General features: G+C 46.2%; 17 protein-coding genes. All 17 read right to left on the bottom strand.

The annotated features are described in order from the left end of the window. Positions 1 to 10: 10 nt before the first annotated feature. Positions 11 to 940, bottom strand: coding sequence for a flagellar type III secretion system pore protein FliP (gene fliP / locus AB4307_RS04885; RefSeq protein WP_017064117.1), 930 nt, complete (start codon positions 938 to 940; stop codon positions 11 to 13). Next, entirely contained in the window at positions 927 to 1,367 is a 441-nt protein-coding gene (fliO, locus tag AB4307_RS04880; RefSeq protein WP_017060675.1) for a flagellar biosynthetic protein FliO, read from the bottom strand. The genes fliP and fliO overlap by 14 nt, the downstream gene beginning before the upstream one ends. Further along, complete coding sequence (gene fliN / locus AB4307_RS04875; RefSeq protein WP_004739851.1) at positions 1,367 to 1,777, bottom strand: flagellar motor switch protein FliN; 411 nt, start codon at positions 1,775 to 1,777, stop codon at positions 1,367 to 1,369. Before fliN ends, fliO begins: the two co-directional genes overlap by 1 nt. A gap of 29 nt (positions 1,778 to 1,806) precedes the next feature. Continuing rightward, the gene (gene fliM / locus AB4307_RS04870) at positions 1,807 to 2,853 is read right to left on the bottom strand and encodes a flagellar motor switch protein FliM (RefSeq protein WP_017060676.1); all 1,047 of its coding nucleotides are present in this window, start codon (positions 2,851 to 2,853) and stop codon (positions 1,807 to 1,809) included. Positions 2,854 to 2,860: 7 nt separating this feature from the next. Then, positions 2,861 to 3,349, bottom strand: a complete 489-nt coding sequence (fliL, locus tag AB4307_RS04865) for a flagellar basal body-associated protein FliL (RefSeq protein WP_017060677.1) — start codon at positions 3,347 to 3,349, stop codon at positions 2,861 to 2,863. A gap of 90 nt (positions 3,350 to 3,439) precedes the next feature. Next, entirely contained in the window at positions 3,440 to 5,569 is a 2,130-nt protein-coding gene (locus AB4307_RS04860; RefSeq protein ID WP_102429083.1) for a flagellar hook-length control protein FliK, read from the bottom strand. A 182-nt stretch (positions 5,570 to 5,751) separates the two neighbouring features. Beyond that, positions 5,752 to 6,189 (bottom strand): flagellar export protein FliJ, encoded by a 438-nt coding sequence (gene fliJ / locus AB4307_RS04855; RefSeq protein WP_372131288.1) that lies wholly within the window; start codon positions 6,187 to 6,189, stop codon positions 5,752 to 5,754. A gap of 19 nt (positions 6,190 to 6,208) precedes the next feature. After that, the gene (gene fliI / locus AB4307_RS04850) at positions 6,209 to 7,528 is read right to left on the bottom strand and encodes a flagellar protein export ATPase FliI (RefSeq protein ID WP_017060680.1); all 1,320 of its coding nucleotides are present in this window, start codon (positions 7,526 to 7,528) and stop codon (positions 6,209 to 6,211) included. Then, positions 7,528 to 8,328, bottom strand: a complete 801-nt coding sequence (gene fliH, locus AB4307_RS04845; protein WP_017060681.1) for a flagellar assembly protein FliH — start codon at positions 8,326 to 8,328, stop codon at positions 7,528 to 7,530. Before fliH ends, fliI begins: the two co-directional genes overlap by 1 nt. 124 nt (positions 8,329 to 8,452) lie before the next feature. Next, positions 8,453 to 9,514 carry a flagellar motor switch protein FliG gene (fliG, locus tag AB4307_RS04840; RefSeq protein WP_017060682.1) on the bottom strand — a complete coding sequence of 354 codons (1,062 nt, stop codon included), beginning with the start codon at positions 9,512 to 9,514 and terminating at the stop codon, positions 8,453 to 8,455. After that, on the bottom strand, positions 9,507 to 11,249 hold the full coding sequence (gene fliF, locus AB4307_RS04835; protein WP_017064120.1) for a flagellar basal-body MS-ring/collar protein FliF: 1,743 nt from the start codon (positions 11,247 to 11,249) through the stop codon (positions 9,507 to 9,509). Before fliF ends, fliG begins: the two co-directional genes overlap by 8 nt. A 16-nt stretch (positions 11,250 to 11,265) precedes the next feature. After that, positions 11,266 to 11,577, bottom strand: a complete 312-nt coding sequence (fliE, locus tag AB4307_RS04830) for a flagellar hook-basal body complex protein FliE (RefSeq protein WP_017060684.1) — start codon at positions 11,575 to 11,577, stop codon at positions 11,266 to 11,268. Positions 11,578 to 11,709: 132 nt separating this feature from the next. Then, positions 11,710 to 13,119 (bottom strand): sigma-54-dependent transcriptional regulator, encoded by a 1,410-nt coding sequence (locus AB4307_RS04825; protein ID WP_372131286.1) that lies wholly within the window; start codon positions 13,117 to 13,119, stop codon positions 11,710 to 11,712. A gap of 33 nt (positions 13,120 to 13,152) precedes the next feature. Further along, complete coding sequence (locus AB4307_RS04820; protein ID WP_017060686.1) at positions 13,153 to 14,193, bottom strand: sensor histidine kinase; 1,041 nt, start codon at positions 14,191 to 14,193, stop codon at positions 13,153 to 13,155. Positions 14,194 to 14,377: 184 nt separating this feature from the next. Beyond that, a complete protein-coding gene (locus AB4307_RS04815) occupies positions 14,378 to 15,844 on the bottom strand; it encodes a sigma-54 dependent transcriptional regulator (protein ID WP_017064122.1) in 1,467 nt (488 codons plus the stop codon). A 228-nt stretch (positions 15,845 to 16,072) separates the two neighbouring features. Continuing rightward, on the bottom strand, positions 16,073 to 16,483 hold the full coding sequence (gene fliS / locus AB4307_RS04810; protein ID WP_004736194.1) for a flagellar export chaperone FliS: 411 nt from the start codon (positions 16,481 to 16,483) through the stop codon (positions 16,073 to 16,075). Between the two features lie 12 nt (positions 16,484 to 16,495). Continuing rightward, positions 16,496 to 16,801: a flagellar protein FliT gene (gene fliT, locus AB4307_RS04805; protein ID WP_372131284.1), complete on the bottom strand. Its 306-nt coding sequence runs from the start codon at positions 16,799 to 16,801 to the stop codon at positions 16,496 to 16,498. Position 16,802: the final 1 nt, after the last annotated feature.

Here is a 16,802-nt window from a genome sequence, read left to right as displayed (position 1 = left end):
ATTCCCCCAGCTACAAGGCAAAACTGCCGGCGAGTGTGGAGAGTATCAAGTTCCAGCCATCAACAAGAACAAACAGCATCAACTTAAACGGCAGCGATACAATCATCGGTGACAACATCATCATACCCATAGCCATCAATACCGATGCCACCACCAAGTCGATGATTAGGAAAGGCAAGAACAGCATAAATCCGATTTGGAAAGCCGTTTTTAATTCCGATGTGATAAATGCTGGAATCAGAACCGCCATCGAAACATCTTCAGGGTTAGTCACTTCCGCGCCAGAAATCTCAACAAAGGTTTCAAGATCTTTGATTCGAGTCTGCTTGAGCATGAAGGATTTAATCGGTTTTTGGGCAACATCAAATGCCTGTCGTGCCGATATCTGTTCATTAAGATAAGGCTGAACTGCTTGTTCGTTAACTTGATTGATCACTGGCGACATGATGAAGAAGGTCAAGAATATCGCGATACCAATAATGACTTGGTTAGACGGTGTTTGTTGTAGACCCATCGCCTGACGCAAGATAGACATCACAACCACAATACGAGTGAACGATGTCATCAAAATCACCATCGCCGGCAAGAAGCCAAGCATGGTCATTAACGCGAGAATTTGCAGGTTAATCGAGTAGTCTTCACCGCCATTGGCATTGGTTGTCATGGTAAAGGCAGGTATGCCGCCACCATTGCCAGTCAAGCTGCCCGTGGTCATGGTTGTCGATTTGGCTTGGTCTTGTTCCATCGTGCTGATAGTGACCGATTCCGAGCCAGCGGTATTCGCAGGAATGACGGTGCCGTCTTCAGCTTGTGCAAATACCGACACACTGAATACGATTGAGCATAGGAGAATAAGCTGAACCAACCACACTTTCACCGCTCGGAAAGCTCCGGCTTGGTGAAAGTAAGAGGAGTTCAAAAGTCCGTTACTTGTTTGCATCTTTTTTTATTAGCTGGGAAAGCTGACTTGAAAATGTACTTTTTTCCAGCATCTCCTGAGTAAGAGGTTTATCGAGCTTAGAGATCAGCTGAATCGATTGTGTGGTAATCCCTACCAAGAACTGTTCATCACCCGCTTGCACAATAGCGATACGCTCTTTAGTACCAACAGGGATTTGCCTAACAATCGCCAAACCTTGTTGATTCGACATCGCAGGTACTTGCATTCGCTTGAGTAGCCAAGCAATAAATAAAATGAAGGCTATAACGAAAATTAGCGACCCAAAGGTGGTCGCTAAATCGAGAGAAGGCGGTGTTGCTGCAAAGGCAATGGAAGGAGCCGTTAATAGCCCTACTCCCAAGATTCCTCGTAACAAACCTGTCATTCCGAGAAAAGAGCCCGCAAGTCTTTGAGACAAAAAGCTCATTAACGCAGCTTCTTAATTCGTTCTGTCTGGCTAATAACGTCAGTCAAACGAATACCAAACTTGTCGTTTACTACAACCACTTCACCGTGAGCAATCAGAGTTCCGTTGACCATCACGTCTAGTGACTCACCAGCGATTCGATCTAGCTCAACAACCGAACCTTGGTTCAACTGAAGTAAATTACGGATACTGATCTGAGAGCGGCCAACTTCCATCGAAATAGTCACGGGGATATCCATAATGGTATCCAGCTTACGACGCTCATCTTCAGAAATCGGAGATGATGAATCGGTTAGCTCATCAAGTGGTGCCGCAAGCACATCATCAACATCAATTGACGGCGCTGAAGGATCTTCACCAAGTGCTGCAGCCCATTCGTCTGCTAGCTTTTGATCTTCACTAGGTTCCATTACCAATTCCTATACTTTTATCTATTTTACTATTCGTCGTCATCATCACTGTTTTCGAGCTCAGACAATAAGTCTTTACCTAGAAAAGCGAGATCAGTTTTAACCACATGTGGTCTTTGAATTTTTTCCGAAATCTGTACTGCAAGCTTCTCACCAGAACGGCCCATTTTCACACGATAAGTCGGCAGTTCTTCGACAAACATGGTTGCGTGCTCAGGCATGTTCATTGGGATAACATCACCAGGGCGCAGCTCCATCAGATCACGAAGGGAAATATCTTGCTCTAGCAAATTCACGCGGAAATTGACGGGCACATCCATGATCTCATCACGCAGTGCGGTACTCCAACGAACATCGGTTTCCATCTTGTCTGATTGAACACCCGCATCAAGCAGTTCACGGATCGGCTCAACCATGGAGTAAGGCATGACAACGTGGAAGTCACCACCACCGCCATCCACTTCAATGTGGAACGAACTCACAACAATCACTTCGGTTGGGCTCACAATGTTCGCCATACTTGGGTTCACTTCGGAATCCAAGTATTCAAACTCAACCCCCATCACTGGCGACCAAGCTTCTTTGTAATCTTCAAAAACAATTTTCAGCAGTAACTGAATGATTCGTCTTTCAGTAGGCGTGAATTCACGACCTTCAATCTTGGCGTGGAAACGACCATCACCGCCAAAAAAGTTCTCTACGAGAATGAAAACCAGACGAGCTTCCATGGTGATGAGTGCCGTACCTTTCAATGGACGGAAACGAACCATGTTTAAACTGGTGGGTACATACAATGTGTTTTGGTACTCACCAAACTTCATCATCTGTACGCCGTTGATCGACACTTCAGCCGTTTTACGTAACATATTAAACAAGCTGATACGCATATGACGTGCGAAGCGCTCGTTAATAAGTTCAAGGGTCGGCATTCGACCACGGACGATTCGATCTTGAGATGAGAAGTCGAAATTGACCGCATTGTCATTTTCGGTTTCTAAGACATCTTCAACTTCTTCAACATCATCAACGCCATGTAACAGCGCATCAATTTCGTCTTGGCTTAATAAATCGGTCACAAATTACCTATTGAATTACGAAGTCAGTGAATAACACTTTTTCAATCACAGGCTGGCCAACAGCTTGAGCCAGGCTTGCTTTAATATCTTCTGTTGCCTTATTACGCAGTTCCACGCGGCCTGTTGGTGAGCGCAATTGATCAACCGTTGCCGAAGCGAACGTGGCCAGTAGCGTACTTTCTACAAGTGGAGAGTGGTAACGAGCCAGGTCTTCATTCTTACTGCCACGTACCATGAGCTGTGCTTTTATCTGAACTAGGCGATCTTTTTTGTCACCTGTCACATTAAACAAGAAGGGCTGAGGAATATTAACATACATAACCGGCTCTGCAGCGACCACAGCCGTTGCTGGCTGAGACTGAGATTCAGAGGCGCTATCGTCAGAACCTAAGAAAAAGTACAGCGCACCACCTATACCAAGCAGTAACACAACTACGGCAATAATAATTATAAGGAGCTTGCTCTTCCCTTTAGGTGCATCTTGTTCTTCGGCCATATCTTACTCTAACTTCCTGTTCTTGCGATTAACTGATGGTTCTTTTTATTAACTGGTTTTTTCTATTAACCAAGCGTTCTTAGCCTGATATTAGGCATAATAACTAATTCCATCACGCTTTGATGCGACATTCAATTCAAGATTGCTGTCACTATCAAGGTTTTCATCACCTTGCGTATCATTTGTGCGGTTAGCGCCGGATTGTTGCTCACCATTGTTGTATCTATCTTGTCCCTGACCGGAGTTCTGTTGTTGAACAGACGAATCGGCAAGCTGCAGACCTTGCTGAGCAAGCATCTCTCTCAAGCGAGGTAAGGTTTGTTCAATCACATCTCTCGCTTGCTGATTACTCACCGTAAAGTGCACGTTTGCCACGTCATTATTCATGGTCATGCGGATTTTCATTTGGCCCAATTCTGGTGGGTCGAGACGAATGTCCAAGTTCTTAAGGTTCTTAGACATCATCATTTGTACTTTTTCAGCCACTTGCTCATTGGCTAGCTCTTTGGTGAGCTGTAAGGGCGCTTGTTGAGCAGCTTGAATTTCAGCTCGCGTAGGTGCTGAACCCACCGTTGCCGTACCTTGTGCACCAGCCGCAGAAGCGATCTGCTGAGCAAAGGTCGAATCTTTAGAATCTTCTTTAGCACCCGCTTTACCCAAACCAGACAGTGCTGCTGCACCGGCGCCCGCTTTAAGAAGCGTATCAGTCGAGCCTGCTTTTGTGGCAGCTGGCGTTGCATTCATCGCCATTCCTTGCGCGGTTAAAGCTGGATCCAACGTTGCTTGCTGCTGAGGTGAAGCCACATTAGCTTGCTGAGCTGCGGCCTGTTGGGCTGCATGTGCATTATTGGCGTGCAGCATTGCCGCCTTGTCCGTAAGAGCATTGTTTGCTGATTGAGAAGCGGCCTGCGCTGACACTTGTTGTGTAGCCGTCGCTACAGCTGCTGTTGATGCTGCCGCAGCTAAGGCTTTAGTTTCGCTTGAATCCGTATTATCCCAATCGATAGCAGTGGGTTCACCAGACGCACTGTTCGCAGCCGGAGCTTGACTTAGCAAAGCTGTTACTTGTTGTTGAACGTTAGCGAGCTGTTGATTCAACAAGTCTAGGTTAGAGGTCGCTTTAGCCAAAGCGGCTTGCTCATCAACCGTCAACTTAGCGCCACTTTGTTGCTTATCAAGCAAGCTATCGACAACAGACTGCTCTGATTCGATTTGTCCATTCAATTGGTTTAGCGCTTTGGTATGGGCATCTACTTGCTTTGCCAGTTCAATATCCACGGCTGACAATGCTTGGCTCTGCTCGGCAGCAACCGCACTAGCTGCATTCTTTTGGCTCAGCTCTCGGCTCATACTGGCTTCAATTTGTTCTGGAGTGACGCCTTTATCCATCAACTGTCGAATTTCAGTATCAGTTAGCTGAGAAACACCCTTACCTCCGGTAAGTACAGCGATTTCAGAATCGACTTCAAGGCTCTTCTCCTGATTTGCAGCCTTAGCTTGTTGTGTCGCCTTATCCGTAACGGAAACTCCTGCAACAGAAGCACCGGTGATATTACCTTGGGCTTGTTCTACCTGACCTTGCTGAGGCAAGCCTTTGCCGTTTGGCGCTTGATTTAGGGTTTTGTTTGCCTCATCCAATTGACCAAGCAATTTATTGCCTTCGCTCATCGCTGCATTGGCTTGCGATGCCTGCGTAGCACCATCTACCGCTGATGGACCCTGAGTTTGGGATTGAGCAATATGTTCTTTAGACTCGTTAGTCGTATCCTGCGCATCTTTACCATCTGCCTTATCTGCAACAGTCTTATCAGCGACAGTGCTATCAGTGCCCGAATTGGCTTTGAGCTGAGCCTCAGATCCAGACGCAGCCTCTGCTGATGTTTTATCAGCAGCTTTCTCGCCTTCTACTTCTGAAGCTGCTTGCTTGCTTTGCGCTTCGCTCACTTCGTCAGTAGCCTTTGATTCAGCGGAATCACCTTTGTTCGCTTCGGCTGACGCTTCACCTTCGGTAGATGTCTGTTTAGTATCAGGTTTCGCAGTGCTTTCTGTGTCTTTTGCTGCGACTTTACTGTCACTTTCTTCAAAGCCGAGCGCTTCTTTGAAGGACTCAAAGAAACCTTTAGAGTCGCCGGTTTCTTCTACCTTGGAAGAGGCAGAACCGGTGTCCAACAACGATGACATTTTGTTGGTCGCTGAATTTGAGGAAAGACTAACATTCATATATACAAGCTCTATCTACTAGCTTTGCTGCCATGAATCAGGCAACAAAAAGAAAGTCGGATGCTTTTCATGCCTTTGGTGGGCATAACGCGCAATTTTATATAAAACGGAGCAAGAAACATGCCTATAAGTTCGGTTTTCACAATATAGAGAACAGCACTGACGTCATTCGTGGCTTAGGATCACATCTTCTTTCGGCTGTATAACAGAGTCGAAAACTCATCCATTTGCTTTTGTTCTCTTCGATCTTGCAGCTTTGCTTTCTCTTTCTGCTTTTTCTCCATCAACCACTCGTAGGATTTACGTTTTTTGCGTAACTCCATCCAGTAGCCTTGGCAGTTGTCGACTTGATTTTTAAAGTGGTGCTCGGCTTCTCTCTGTTTGGATAATGTTTCATCCAACTGAGTTAAGAAGCGGTTCAAGTGACCATATTGGCTCGCCGTTAAGCCTGCCTTGCCGCGGTCAACGAGCTGCTGACAGTAATCCAGTCGATACTTTTCAATCTGCGCAACCTGCTCATAGTAGCCTTGCAGCTCAGAGTTCGCTTTGTTGAGCGCAAGTACCGCTTGGTTCTCTTGATCTTTGGCTTGATCGAGCAAAAATTCTAATGCGTTATCCATGACTAACCTTATTCACCCGTTAGCCACCCAATACATGTTTCAACATGTTGACGCACATGTCGTATGGGACGGTCTCTTTCATCTTCTGCTGCAAGTACTCATCCAGTTTTGGTTTCAACGTGAAGGCACTATCGATTGCTGGATCCGTTCCTGGCTTGTAAGCACCAATCGACACCAAATCTTGGTTTTTACGGCAGATAGACAGCACTTGCCTTACCGCTTTCGACATCAAGACATGTTCTTCAGTGGTGATTTGCGGCATAACACGACTGACGGATTTCTCAACGTCAATCGCTGGGTAGTGACCGGCATCGGCCATCTCACGAGATAACACAACGTGACCATCGAGAATCGCTCGCGATGCATCGGCAATCGGATCTTGGAGGTCATCGCCTTCGGTTAACACGGTAAAGAAAGCCGTGATAGAACCTTGTTCATCATTGCCGTTACCTGCTCGTTCCACCAGCGCAGGAAGCTTAGCGAAGACTGATGGCGGATAGCCCTTGGTTGCTGGCGGCTCACCCACAGACAGAGCAATTTCACGCTGAGCTTGAGCAAAACGGGTCAATGAATCCATGAGTAGCAGAACATCTAAGCCTTGGTCGCGGAAGTACTCGGCGACAGCCAACGCGGTTTGACAGCCTTTTAAGCGCATCAATGGTGATGAGTCGGCAGGAGCGGCAACAACAACCGAACGCTTACGGCCATCTTCACCAAGAATCTCTTCAATAAATTCTTTAACTTCTCGTCCACGCTCACCGATTAGGCCTACGACCACTACTTGCGCAGTTGTGCCTCGAGTCATCATGCCCAGAGTTACGGATTTACCGACACCAGAGCCAGCAAACAGACCGATACGTTGCCCTTTACCCACGGTTAGCAAACCATTAATCGCTTTCAAGCCGACATCGAGTGGTTCAGAAATCGGTTTACGAGCTAACGGGTTGATTGGCTCCGCATTAAATGAAGCGCGTTGCTCTGTATAGATTGGACCTAAACCGTCGAGTGGATTACCTACGCCGTCGATCACTCGACCGAGCAGTTCCATTCCAACAGGGATACCACTTTCGGTAGTCATTGGCGTGACGCGAGCGCCAGGTAAGATCCCGGTGATTTGCTCACTCGGCATCAAAAATAGGTTATCGCCAGAGAAACCGACGACTTCGGCTTCCATCTGACCAGACATGGTTTCGACTAAACACAAACTGCCGATTGGCGCTTTACAGCCGGTCGCTTCAAGCGTTAAGCCAACAACGCGTACTAATTTACCAGAGGCAATTGGTCGCGATTTTAGCCCCTCGACTTTGTACTGACTGAGACGATTCGCTAACTCAAGCATTACTCATGACCTTGGTGACGATTTGCGCCGCAGAAATTTTGAATAACGTTCTTTACACGATCTTCCATGCGGTAGTTAACGCTCGACTCACCCGCTTCAATTTGTACATCACCACGGTTGAGTGCTGGCTCTGCGACCAGCGTCCAATTACGGCAGTCCAATTCAGTCTCGCCATACGCAGAGCGAATGATCGCCACATCTTCCGGATTGAGTTTCAATGTGATTGCGTGACCAGAAATCGGCAACGACTCTACCGATTCTTTAACGGTATCTAATATGATTTGTGGGTTGGTTTGCACTTCAACATGAACCACTTCTTTGACCATGGTAAGCACCATGTCGACCAATTGCTTCTCCACCTGAGCGTTCATCAACTCTAATGGTTGAGCGAACTGGTTTGCCAGCCCCATGAAGACGGCCACCTGCTGTTGAATGTACTCTTGACCCGCGGTTACGCCTTCAAGCTTGCCGGCTTCGTTGCCTTCTTCGTGACCGGCAGCAAAACCTTCTTCTTTGCCTTTTTCATAGCCTTGCTTAAAGCCCGCCTCTTGGCCTTGATGCAGCCCTTCCTGATAAGCGCCTTGTTTAATCAGCTCGATTTGCTCTTCAGTCAGAACCAGCTCTTCATCTTCAATGGCTTCTTCAACCGTTGGCATCCAACTAGGGTCGTAGTTAAAAGCGGTTTCTTTGGCTTGTTTGCTCACGTCAGAGGTGTAGTCAGGCAGCCCCCATTTCTGAGGTTGGGCAACCGTATTATCTTCTTCAGGGCGAAGGAAGCCGCGTTTTCTATCACCTGACATATCAGTACCTATCTATGAGTGGCTTAACTGTATTGTGAATTCAAGCAGTTAAACTGAGTTAATCTGTGGTTCGAGATTGGATAAAGAAAAGCCCCAACAGTGTGGGGCTTTTGAGATTTCTGTATTAAAGGAACTCGTCGGCGCCACCAGACAGCATAATTTCGCCACTGTCTGCCATCTTCCTCGCGATACCCAAAATCTCTTTCTGAGCCGCTTCAACATCAGAGACTTTGACTGGCGGCATCGCCTCAATATCGTCTCTCATCATATCGGCAGCACGTTTAGACATGTTCTTGAAGATCTTCTCACGTAGACCTTCATCTGCACCTTTAAGTGCTTTCTGTAGAATATCTTGTGGAACATCACGTAGTAGTCGTTGAACACCTTGGTCATCAACTTCAATAAGGTTTTCAAAGACAAACATCAGATCTTGAATCTGTGTTGCCATGTCTTCGTCTTGGTCACGGATTTGATCCATCAAGACGCCTTCCACGTTGTTATCCATGTAGTTCATGATCTCAGCCGCGGCTTTCAGGCCACCAATTTTGGCAGCTTGAGCACCCGCTTGACCCGCGAACTGTTTCTCCATGATTTCATTCAGTTCAGCAAGCGCCGAAGGTTGAACTTCTTCAAGGTTGGCAATACGCATCATCAGATCCAGACGAACTCGCTCTGGGAACTGAGACAGGATCTCAGCCGATTGATCGGCATCGAGGTACGACAACACAATAGTTTGAATTTGAGGGTGCTCGTTGATGATAATGCTCGCCACCTGACGAGGATCCATCCACTTAAGCGAATCCAAACCTTTCGAACCTGTGCCGAGAAGGATTTGGTCAACAAGGTTATTCGCCTTGTCTTCACCCAGAGCAGCAACTAACGCATTACGCATGAAGTCTTCGCTGCCCATACCAATGTTGGTGTACTTCTGAATATCATCTAAGAAAGCACGGTGCACAGCGCCTACTTTCTCTTGGGATAGGTCTGTAGCTCGCGCCATCGCACTACCTACACGCTGAACCTGCTTTGGCTCTAGGTGACGAATAATACCAGCAGCATCTTCTTCATTTAAACTGAGCAACAAGATCGCAGCGCGCTCATCGCCTGAGATAGAGCCGATATCCACGCTAGAGACATCAAGCACTTCACCGCCTTCAGTTTGTTGTGGAACTATTTCGTTAGCCATCTACCATCCAATTCTTAACTACTTGAGCTGCTAGCTCTGGTTCATTCGCTACAAGTGCACGTACTGCTTTCAGCACGTCCTCGTCTTTATGAAGGTTTGGTAAGTCGATACTTGAACCAAATTCAAACAGCTCACCACCTTCAATATCACCACCAATTAAGCTGGTTTCGCCGTCGGCACCAATTGGCATGCCATCAGGTCCGTACATCTGTTCATCGTTGTCTGCTGCTGGGTTAAGCAGTTTCTTCATTGCAGGGCGAACAAGTACCAACACCACCACAATGATAACCAAGGCACTTGCAAACCAACGAACCCAATCATTGAAGTTTGGATGCTCCCAGATTGGTACATCAGCAACAACATCTGTTACTTGAGGTGCAAACTGCATGCTTAATACGTTGAGCAAATCACCACGAGTTTCATCAAAGCCCACCGTACCAATCAGTACTTGGCGAATCGCATTGATCTCGCTCGCCGGAATCGGAGTATGAACCACTTCACCCGTATCTGGGTTCAAGGATTGGCGGTCTTTGATCGCAACAGAAACCGTCTGACGATTAACCGTGCCGCTCTGTTTACGTTCATGACTGATGGTGGTGTCTAGCTCAAAGTTTCGAGTCGCTTCTTTGTGAACAGAGCCTTGACCTGTCATCGCGCCGTCTTTCATCTGAGCCACATCTTGTGGAATTGAGGCATCCGCTGGAGGCTGGTTACTCAACGCACCCGGAATACCCGCCACCGTATTTCCATTGTTGTAATCTTCTAAAGTGTATTCACTTCGAGTCGCCGGTGTATTCGGATCAAAACGTTTTCTGGTTTGCTCCACAGCACTGAAATCGAGCTGGATATCAACCTGAGCGGTGTAGTTACCAAACCCAAGAATAGGAATCAGGATGGAGTCAATTTTTTCACGCAGCGCTTGTTCTTGATTGCGCTCTAACTCGTGTTCTTTACGACGCGCCGCTGACATAGGGTCTTGAGAGCCTGAGCTCAACAATCGGCCATGCTGATCGGTCACCGTAATACGTGAGGTTTTCATTCCCGGAACGGCACTTGCCACCATATCCACAACAGAATCAACTTCTTGCTGCTTGAGGTTAGTACCTGTTTTTAGAGTTAGGAATACAGAAGCAGAGGCTTCTTGATTATGACGTACAAAAACACTCTGCTTCGGCAGGGCCAATAAAACCTGAGCTTTACGCACCTGTTTCATCTGCTCAATGGCTTTGGCAAGTTGTCTTTCGCGGCTTAATTTAAGGCGTTCTTGTTCTAAACGTTGTGATACACCAAAACCCATGTCTTGCATGAGGATGTCATCACCCGCGTTTCGCTCTTGATTCAAACCCGCTCGTACCATATTAAGCTTTAATGAGTTGTACTCACTCGCCGGTACTGAGATGGTATTGCCTTCAAGCGTGTACTGGATCTTTTGCAGATCCAAGTAATCAAGAACGGGGATCAATTCTTCTGTTTCGTAAGCCCCTAATGGACGCATTTCTGGCTCTTTTACCCAGAAAAACAGCATCACAATCAGCGCTACACAGATAGAGATAGAAAGGACTAAGACGACCTGACGAAGTAAATCGAGATCACCGACAGCCATATCGAACTTCGATGAACTGCGTTCACCTAGATCGGGATTTTGCCCTTCTCCGTCTAGCTCAGAGCCTGCAATCAGTGCGTGGTCATTGCTATCGCTTACGGTTAAATCTGTTGTTTGACTATTATCTGCCACTATTTAACTACCCAACTTATACCGGCATATTCATCAGCTCTTTGTACGATTCGACCAATTTATTTCTAATTTGGATCGTCGCCTCAAAAGCCACACTAGATTTATTACGAGCAATCATCACGTCCGATAGGGATACGCTTTGGTCGCCACTATCAAAACGAGCTTGAAGATCACCTGAGGTCTTTTGTAATGAGTTCACATTATTGATGGCATTAGTCAGCATGTTGCCAAAATCTGCACCGACCGCTTGCCCCGTTGCTGCGGGACGCGCGCTGGCAGCTTCGACCATCATCGCCTGCATTTCGCCTTGTAAACCATCTATTCTCATCTACTACCTCAGGAGTCAAAATTATGACCATCTATTTAGCTATATTATTGACAGAGCAATTAGCGTGCCACACATTAAATTGACTAGATATCGTATTACACTAGTCAGAAAGCTGACACTACTAATCTATCCTCAGTTTGGGATATCTATTCCAGCATCGCGCATTTTAGCCAACTTGTAACGCAGTGTACGAGGGCTAATACCCAGTTTTTCAGCCATATCTTTGCGTCGGCCATTACATGCAATCAGGGTTTCAAGAATGATCGCATACTCTTGATCTCTAAGCTCATTACCTAACCCTTCGCTGCTAGCCGCGATTTTATTGATTGGGTTTGCTTCGGTAATAGGCTTAATTTCTGGCGCAGCTACGTCACTGCCTTCGACGATTTGTTGTAGGCTGCTTGCGTCTTGCCAATCGACACCTTCAAGAAGGATATGCTCACCAGAGATGTTCTCTTGTTCGCTCAATATTAGCGCACGCTGTACCACATTGTCTAATTCGCGAACATTGCCCGGCCACGGATAATTGACGAGTTTGCTGATCGCTTGTGCTGACATAACGGGTACAGGCATACCAAGTTTGGTGCAGTGGCGCTCAACTAAGTGCTTGGCTAAAGGCTCAATATCGCCTTTACGCTCGCACAATGGAGGCCAAGAAATTGGGAATACATTCAGGCGGTAGTATAAATCCTCACGGAAATTCCCTTCAGAAACATACTGTTTAAGGTCTCGGTTACTGGTCGCTAATACACGAACATCCAATTTGATGCTCTTACGACTACCTAATCGCTCAACTTCGCGCTCTTGCAAAACACGCAGTAGTTTGGCTTGTAGGCTAAGATCCATTTCACTGATCTCATCCAACAGAATTGTACCGCCCTGCGCTTGCTCGAATTTCCCCGGGCAAGCTTGAATAGCGCCAGTAAATGCGCCTTTTTCATAACCAAACAGGGTCGCTTCCAACATGTTATCTGGAATAGCGGCACAGTTAATCGCAACAAATGGACCGTCTTTACGGCTAGAAGCATTGTGAATGTAGCGAGACATCACCTCTTTACCAGAACCACTCGGGCCCAACACCATGACGTTGGCATCGGTTTTCGCAACTTTATCAGCCAGCATCATTAGCTTGATACTTTTTTCATCAGCAACGATAGCGTCGCCGTTGTCATCCGACTTTACAGGCGCATAACGGCTGACCATGTTGAGCAGCACTTCTGGCGCAAATGGCTTTGCCATATAGTCGATAGCGCCCTCTTTCATTGCAGCAACGGCATCTTCGATGTTGGCGTACGCTGTCATTAGCAATACCGGCAAATTTGGCCAATGCTGCTTAATGTTTCTCAATAGTGCCAAGCCACCCATGCCCGCCATCTGCACGTCAGATACGACAATATCAACGGAGTTCGATTTTAATTTGACCAGAGCATCTTCCGCACAATCCGCTTCCAGCCATTCATAGCCAGCAAGCGCGAGTGTGTCGACAAGGGCTTCGCGTAGACCTTCATCATCTTCGACGATTAACACTTTGCTTTGAGCCATAGGATTCTCCAGTGTAAATTCAGTTAAAACTTATTAGTCTTCAGAAGAAGCACTTCTTTCAAGCGGTAGACACATGGTAAAGCATGCGCCGTCGCCTTCTTCTGATATCAATTCCAGTCGGCCTTCATGTGCTCGACATACCATTTGTACAACCGCTAAGCCTAGACCTGTACCTTGTGAACGAGTGGTAAAGAAGGGTTCCATTATTTTACCTTGAAGCTCTTTCGGTACGCCGGGGCCACTGTCTTGCACTGATATCTTAAGCTCGCCATTTACGGGCCTAAAAAACACATCGATCTGCGATTCCTTACCCGCAATTTGAACCGCGTTCAACACTAGGTTGCTTAACGCTGAGGCGATAGCATTGGCGTTGCCGAACATTTGAGTCTGTTCGCCCTCAACTTCTTGGCAATAATCAATCTGGTTAGTTTTCAATGCCGCTTCCACCATAGGGTGAAATTCAGTGATCAATTCAGCCACAGTAAATGGCTTAACGACTTTGTTGTCACCACCTTTGGCAAACAACAGCATGTCGTTCACTTGCTTCTCTAAGTCATGCAATCTATCCATAAGCTTAGATTGAAAACGCGTTTTTGTTGCCGGCGGCAGATTTGGCGCGGCAAGGTTTGATGCATACAGCATCGCACTTGAAAGCGGCGTTCGCACTTGATGGGCAAGCGAGGCCACCATTCTACCTAATGAAGACAAACGCTGAAGATCACTCACGCGAGACTGCAATAGTCGGGTCTCGGTCAGATCGGTAATCAAAATCAGCTGACCCGTGGTAGAGGCTGAAATCGCCAAACGCACTTTTCGCCCGTTCTTCAATGAGATCTCATGACCGTCATCGTCTTTTGGGTCAAAGGCACTTTGAATCACTGAAAACCACTTCTCGCCAACCAACTCAACACCAAGAATACGATGCGCTTCAGGGTTCGCTTCTCTCACTTCGCCGTGTGTATCTAACAAGATAACCCCAGCTGGCATCACGTCGAGTACTTGCTTATAGCGCTCAACCTGCTGTTCAACAGAATCTAGGTGTGATTGATTTTCTGGTTCGTTAGATACGCGCATGTCAAAAATTTGCCTCAAATACTAAAACAGCCTGAGACGTACAACACGAGTCAGGCTATTTGCTATATTTATCACATAGTTAAGCAAGCAACAACTCGACTATGGTTTATCTGTTCACTTAGCTAGAGTTACCAAATAGCTAAAAAGTGTGTGCTAGTTTTTCGTTTTCATCGAAAACTGGACACTATCGCTGCAAGTTATATTTACGCATTTTTTCAACCAGAGTGGTTCTACGCATTCCAAGCATGTCAGCAGCACGAGCAACAATGCCGCCCTGCGCTTCCAACGCTTGATTGATCATATTCACTTCCATATCCGCGAGTAGCTCTTTCAAGTTAACCCCTTCTGGCGGTAACTCTTGAGGCGCATTAGCATTGTCGGCAATATCATCTTGCTGATCAAAACTGAAATCTTCTGAGAATAAGTCAGCAAGTGCATCACGCTCTTGCTCCTCTTCAGATCCAAAGCTATTAAACTCTGGCTGGAACTCAGGGATATCGCTGTATCGATATTTAGTTGGCAGGTGATTCACATCAACCAAGCTGTTTGGATACAAGATAACCATTCGTTCAACCAGGTTCGCTAGTTCACGAACGTTACCTGGCCAGTAATGCTCCATCAAAGAGTTGATAGCACGAGCCGTGAAACAGATAGGCATGCTGCCTTCCGCTTCCATTCGAGTCATCAGCTCTTGAAGCAACAGTGGAATATCTTCTTTACGATCTTGAAGCGCCGGCATTTCAATCGGGAATACATTTAAGCGGTAGTAAAGATCTTCACGGAACGAATCATCGTCGATCATATCTTCAAGGTTGCGGTGGGTTGCCGCAATCACTCTAACATCAGCTTGTATGGTGCTATTGCCACCTACACGCTCAAAGCATCGCTCTTGCAGTACTCGTAGCAGCTTAACTTGCATCGCCATCGGCATATCGCCAATTTCATCAAGAAACAGTGTGCCACCTTCAGCCAATTCAAAACGGCCTTTACGTGCGGTAATCGCCCCAGTAAATGCGCCCTTCTCATGACCAAACAGTTCACTTTCAAGCAAATCAGGTGGAATCGCGCCACAGTTTACAGGAACAAAAGGCCCTGAACGACGTTTAGAGTGATAGTGAATGTTACGCGCTACGACTTCTTTGCCTGTACCAGATTCACCAAGAATCAGCACGTTCGCTTCCGTAGAAGAGACTTGTTCAATTAAGTGACGTACTTCTTGAATGCCAGCACTTTGTCCTACTAGGCTGCGAAACAGGGTGTTCTTGCGTGCCGAAGACACAACTTGAACACCTTTGCGGCCTAAGAAGTCTTTACAGTGTCTTAATGCATCACTTAATTGCGGGTAGTTAAGAGGAAGTTCAAGCTCACCAACATAGTTAGTCAACTCGTCAACCGGGTGATTGTTTTTGCCAATCACCAGTAAAGGGATGTGATTGGCGTGAACAAGCTTCTCATTCAGTAATGCGTTGAAGCCTTTACCTTTAATGGTACCAATAATGCAGCCGGCCCACTGTAGTGACCAGTCAACTTTACGTGCTTGTTCAGAGCTGATTACTTCGCAGCTCTCTCCTACAAACTCTAATATTGTGCTTAAATTGTGACGATCTTGAGCGTTATCGTCGACGACAAGCAGTTTTGCCAAACCTTGCATAAGTAGGAATTATTGCCTTTATTTTGGTGCGATGCGGAAAAACGGTGAGCAACGTAGTCTATAAAACAGTGAGATGTATCAATGATTATGGTCTACGTGGACAAATTTAGGAAATCAGCAACGAAAAAAGCCATTAGGCTATCTAATGGCTTCTATTTTATTTGATTAAAAAAATAAGGCAACCAACCAATTAAGGGATATGAGATTGGTTAAAACTGCAATTTTTCTTTAAATACCTACGTCAGCGGACGTCAAGTTGTGATATTCGTTCGGAATTTGGTCCCAAGCGCTCTTAATTTCGCGAATAATATCGATAACATCATCAATAGGCTGTGGGTCATTTTTGTGATTTGCCGCAGAAATTTGCGTGATCATGAACTCATAAAGTTGATCTAGGTTTTTCGCAATATCGCCACCATCGTCCATAGATAGGCAACTACGTAGGCTAATAATGATATCTAGAGCCTTACCAAGTCGCTCACCTTTCACTGGGATGTTGCCTGCTTGCATTGCCGCTTTGCCTTGAATCAAACGCTCGATAGCACCGGCCATTAGCATTTGTACAATCTTATGCGGTGAGGCAGCCGTTAGCTGACTATCCACTGATACCTTTTTATATGCCTGTAAAGAACCGCGCATAGTAAACCTCTTCTATAAAAACTTTTTGTATTGTTGAACTGATTTAGCGCCGTGACGGTATTTATGTAGGGTCTTACCTACTCGACTCGTCTCAGACTGCATCAATTCGACTAATTTTCTGGTTCTGGTAATGGCTTCAAACCATTCAGAACTTTGCTTAACGTCGGGATGTGAGTCGATTATTTGAACCACGTTTTGCAATAACTGTTCTCTGTTATCGACAAGCTGCGTTATTTCTTCAGCATTAATTTCACTAAATTCCAGTTTAGAGATAATTAGTTGATCGAGTTCACAAAGCTCTTGTAGCTGGCTATTCATC

Origin of the sequence: Vibrio sp. 10N.261.52.C2 (genome assembly GCF_041471425.1) — a bacterium.
In the GTDB taxonomy this organism is placed as follows: Bacteria; Pseudomonadota; Gammaproteobacteria; order Enterobacterales; family Vibrionaceae; genus Vibrio; species Vibrio crassostreae_C.
The sequence above is the reverse complement of the archived record's forward strand: the minus strand, read 5'-3'. Positions and strand labels throughout refer to the sequence as shown.

Bases quoted from the DNA above. Each gene is read 5' to 3' on its own strand.
- fliT (WP_372131284.1), bottom strand. From the start codon at position 16,801: ATGAATAGCCAGCTACAAGAGCTTTGTGAACTCGATCAACTAATTATC.
- AB4307_RS04825 (WP_372131286.1), bottom strand. From the start codon at position 13,119: ATGGCTCAAAGCAAAGTGTTAATCGTCGAAGATGATGAAGGTCTACGC.
- fliL (WP_017060677.1), bottom strand. From the start codon at position 3,349: ATGGCCGAAGAACAAGATGCACCTAAAGGGAAGAGCAAGCTCCTTATA.
- fliJ (WP_372131288.1), bottom strand. From the start codon at position 6,189: ATGGATAACGCATTAGAATTTTTGCTCGATCAAGCCAAAGATCAAGAG.
- AB4307_RS04860 (WP_102429083.1), bottom strand. From the start codon at position 5,569: ATGAATGTTAGTCTTTCCTCAAATTCAGCGACCAACAAAATGTCATCG.
- fliH (WP_017060681.1), bottom strand. From the start codon at position 8,328: ATGTCAGGTGATAGAAAACGCGGCTTCCTTCGCCCTGAAGAAGATAAT.
- fliN (WP_004739851.1), bottom strand. From the start codon at position 1,777: ATGGAACCTAGTGAAGATCAAAAGCTAGCAGACGAATGGGCTGCAGCA.
- fliG (WP_017060682.1), bottom strand. From the start codon at position 9,514: ATGGCTAACGAAATAGTTCCACAACAAACTGAAGGCGGTGAAGTGCTT.
- fliP (WP_017064117.1), bottom strand. From the start codon at position 940: ATGCAAACAAGTAACGGACTTTTGAACTCCTCTTACTTTCACCAAGCC.
- fliS (WP_004736194.1), bottom strand. From the start codon at position 16,483: ATGCGCGGTTCTTTACAGGCATATAAAAAGGTATCAGTGGATAGTCAG.
- fliE (WP_017060684.1), bottom strand. From the start codon at position 11,577: ATGAGAATAGATGGTTTACAAGGCGAAATGCAGGCGATGATGGTCGAA.
- AB4307_RS04820 (WP_017060686.1), bottom strand. From the start codon at position 14,193: ATGCGCGTATCTAACGAACCAGAAAATCAATCACACCTAGATTCTGTT.
- fliI (WP_017060680.1), bottom strand. From the start codon at position 7,528: ATGCTTGAGTTAGCGAATCGTCTCAGTCAGTACAAAGTCGAGGGGCTA.
- AB4307_RS04815 (WP_017064122.1), bottom strand. From the start codon at position 15,844: ATGCAAGGTTTGGCAAAACTGCTTGTCGTCGACGATAACGCTCAAGAT.
- fliO (WP_017060675.1), bottom strand. From the start codon at position 1,367: ATGAGCTTTTTGTCTCAAAGACTTGCGGGCTCTTTTCTCGGAATGACA.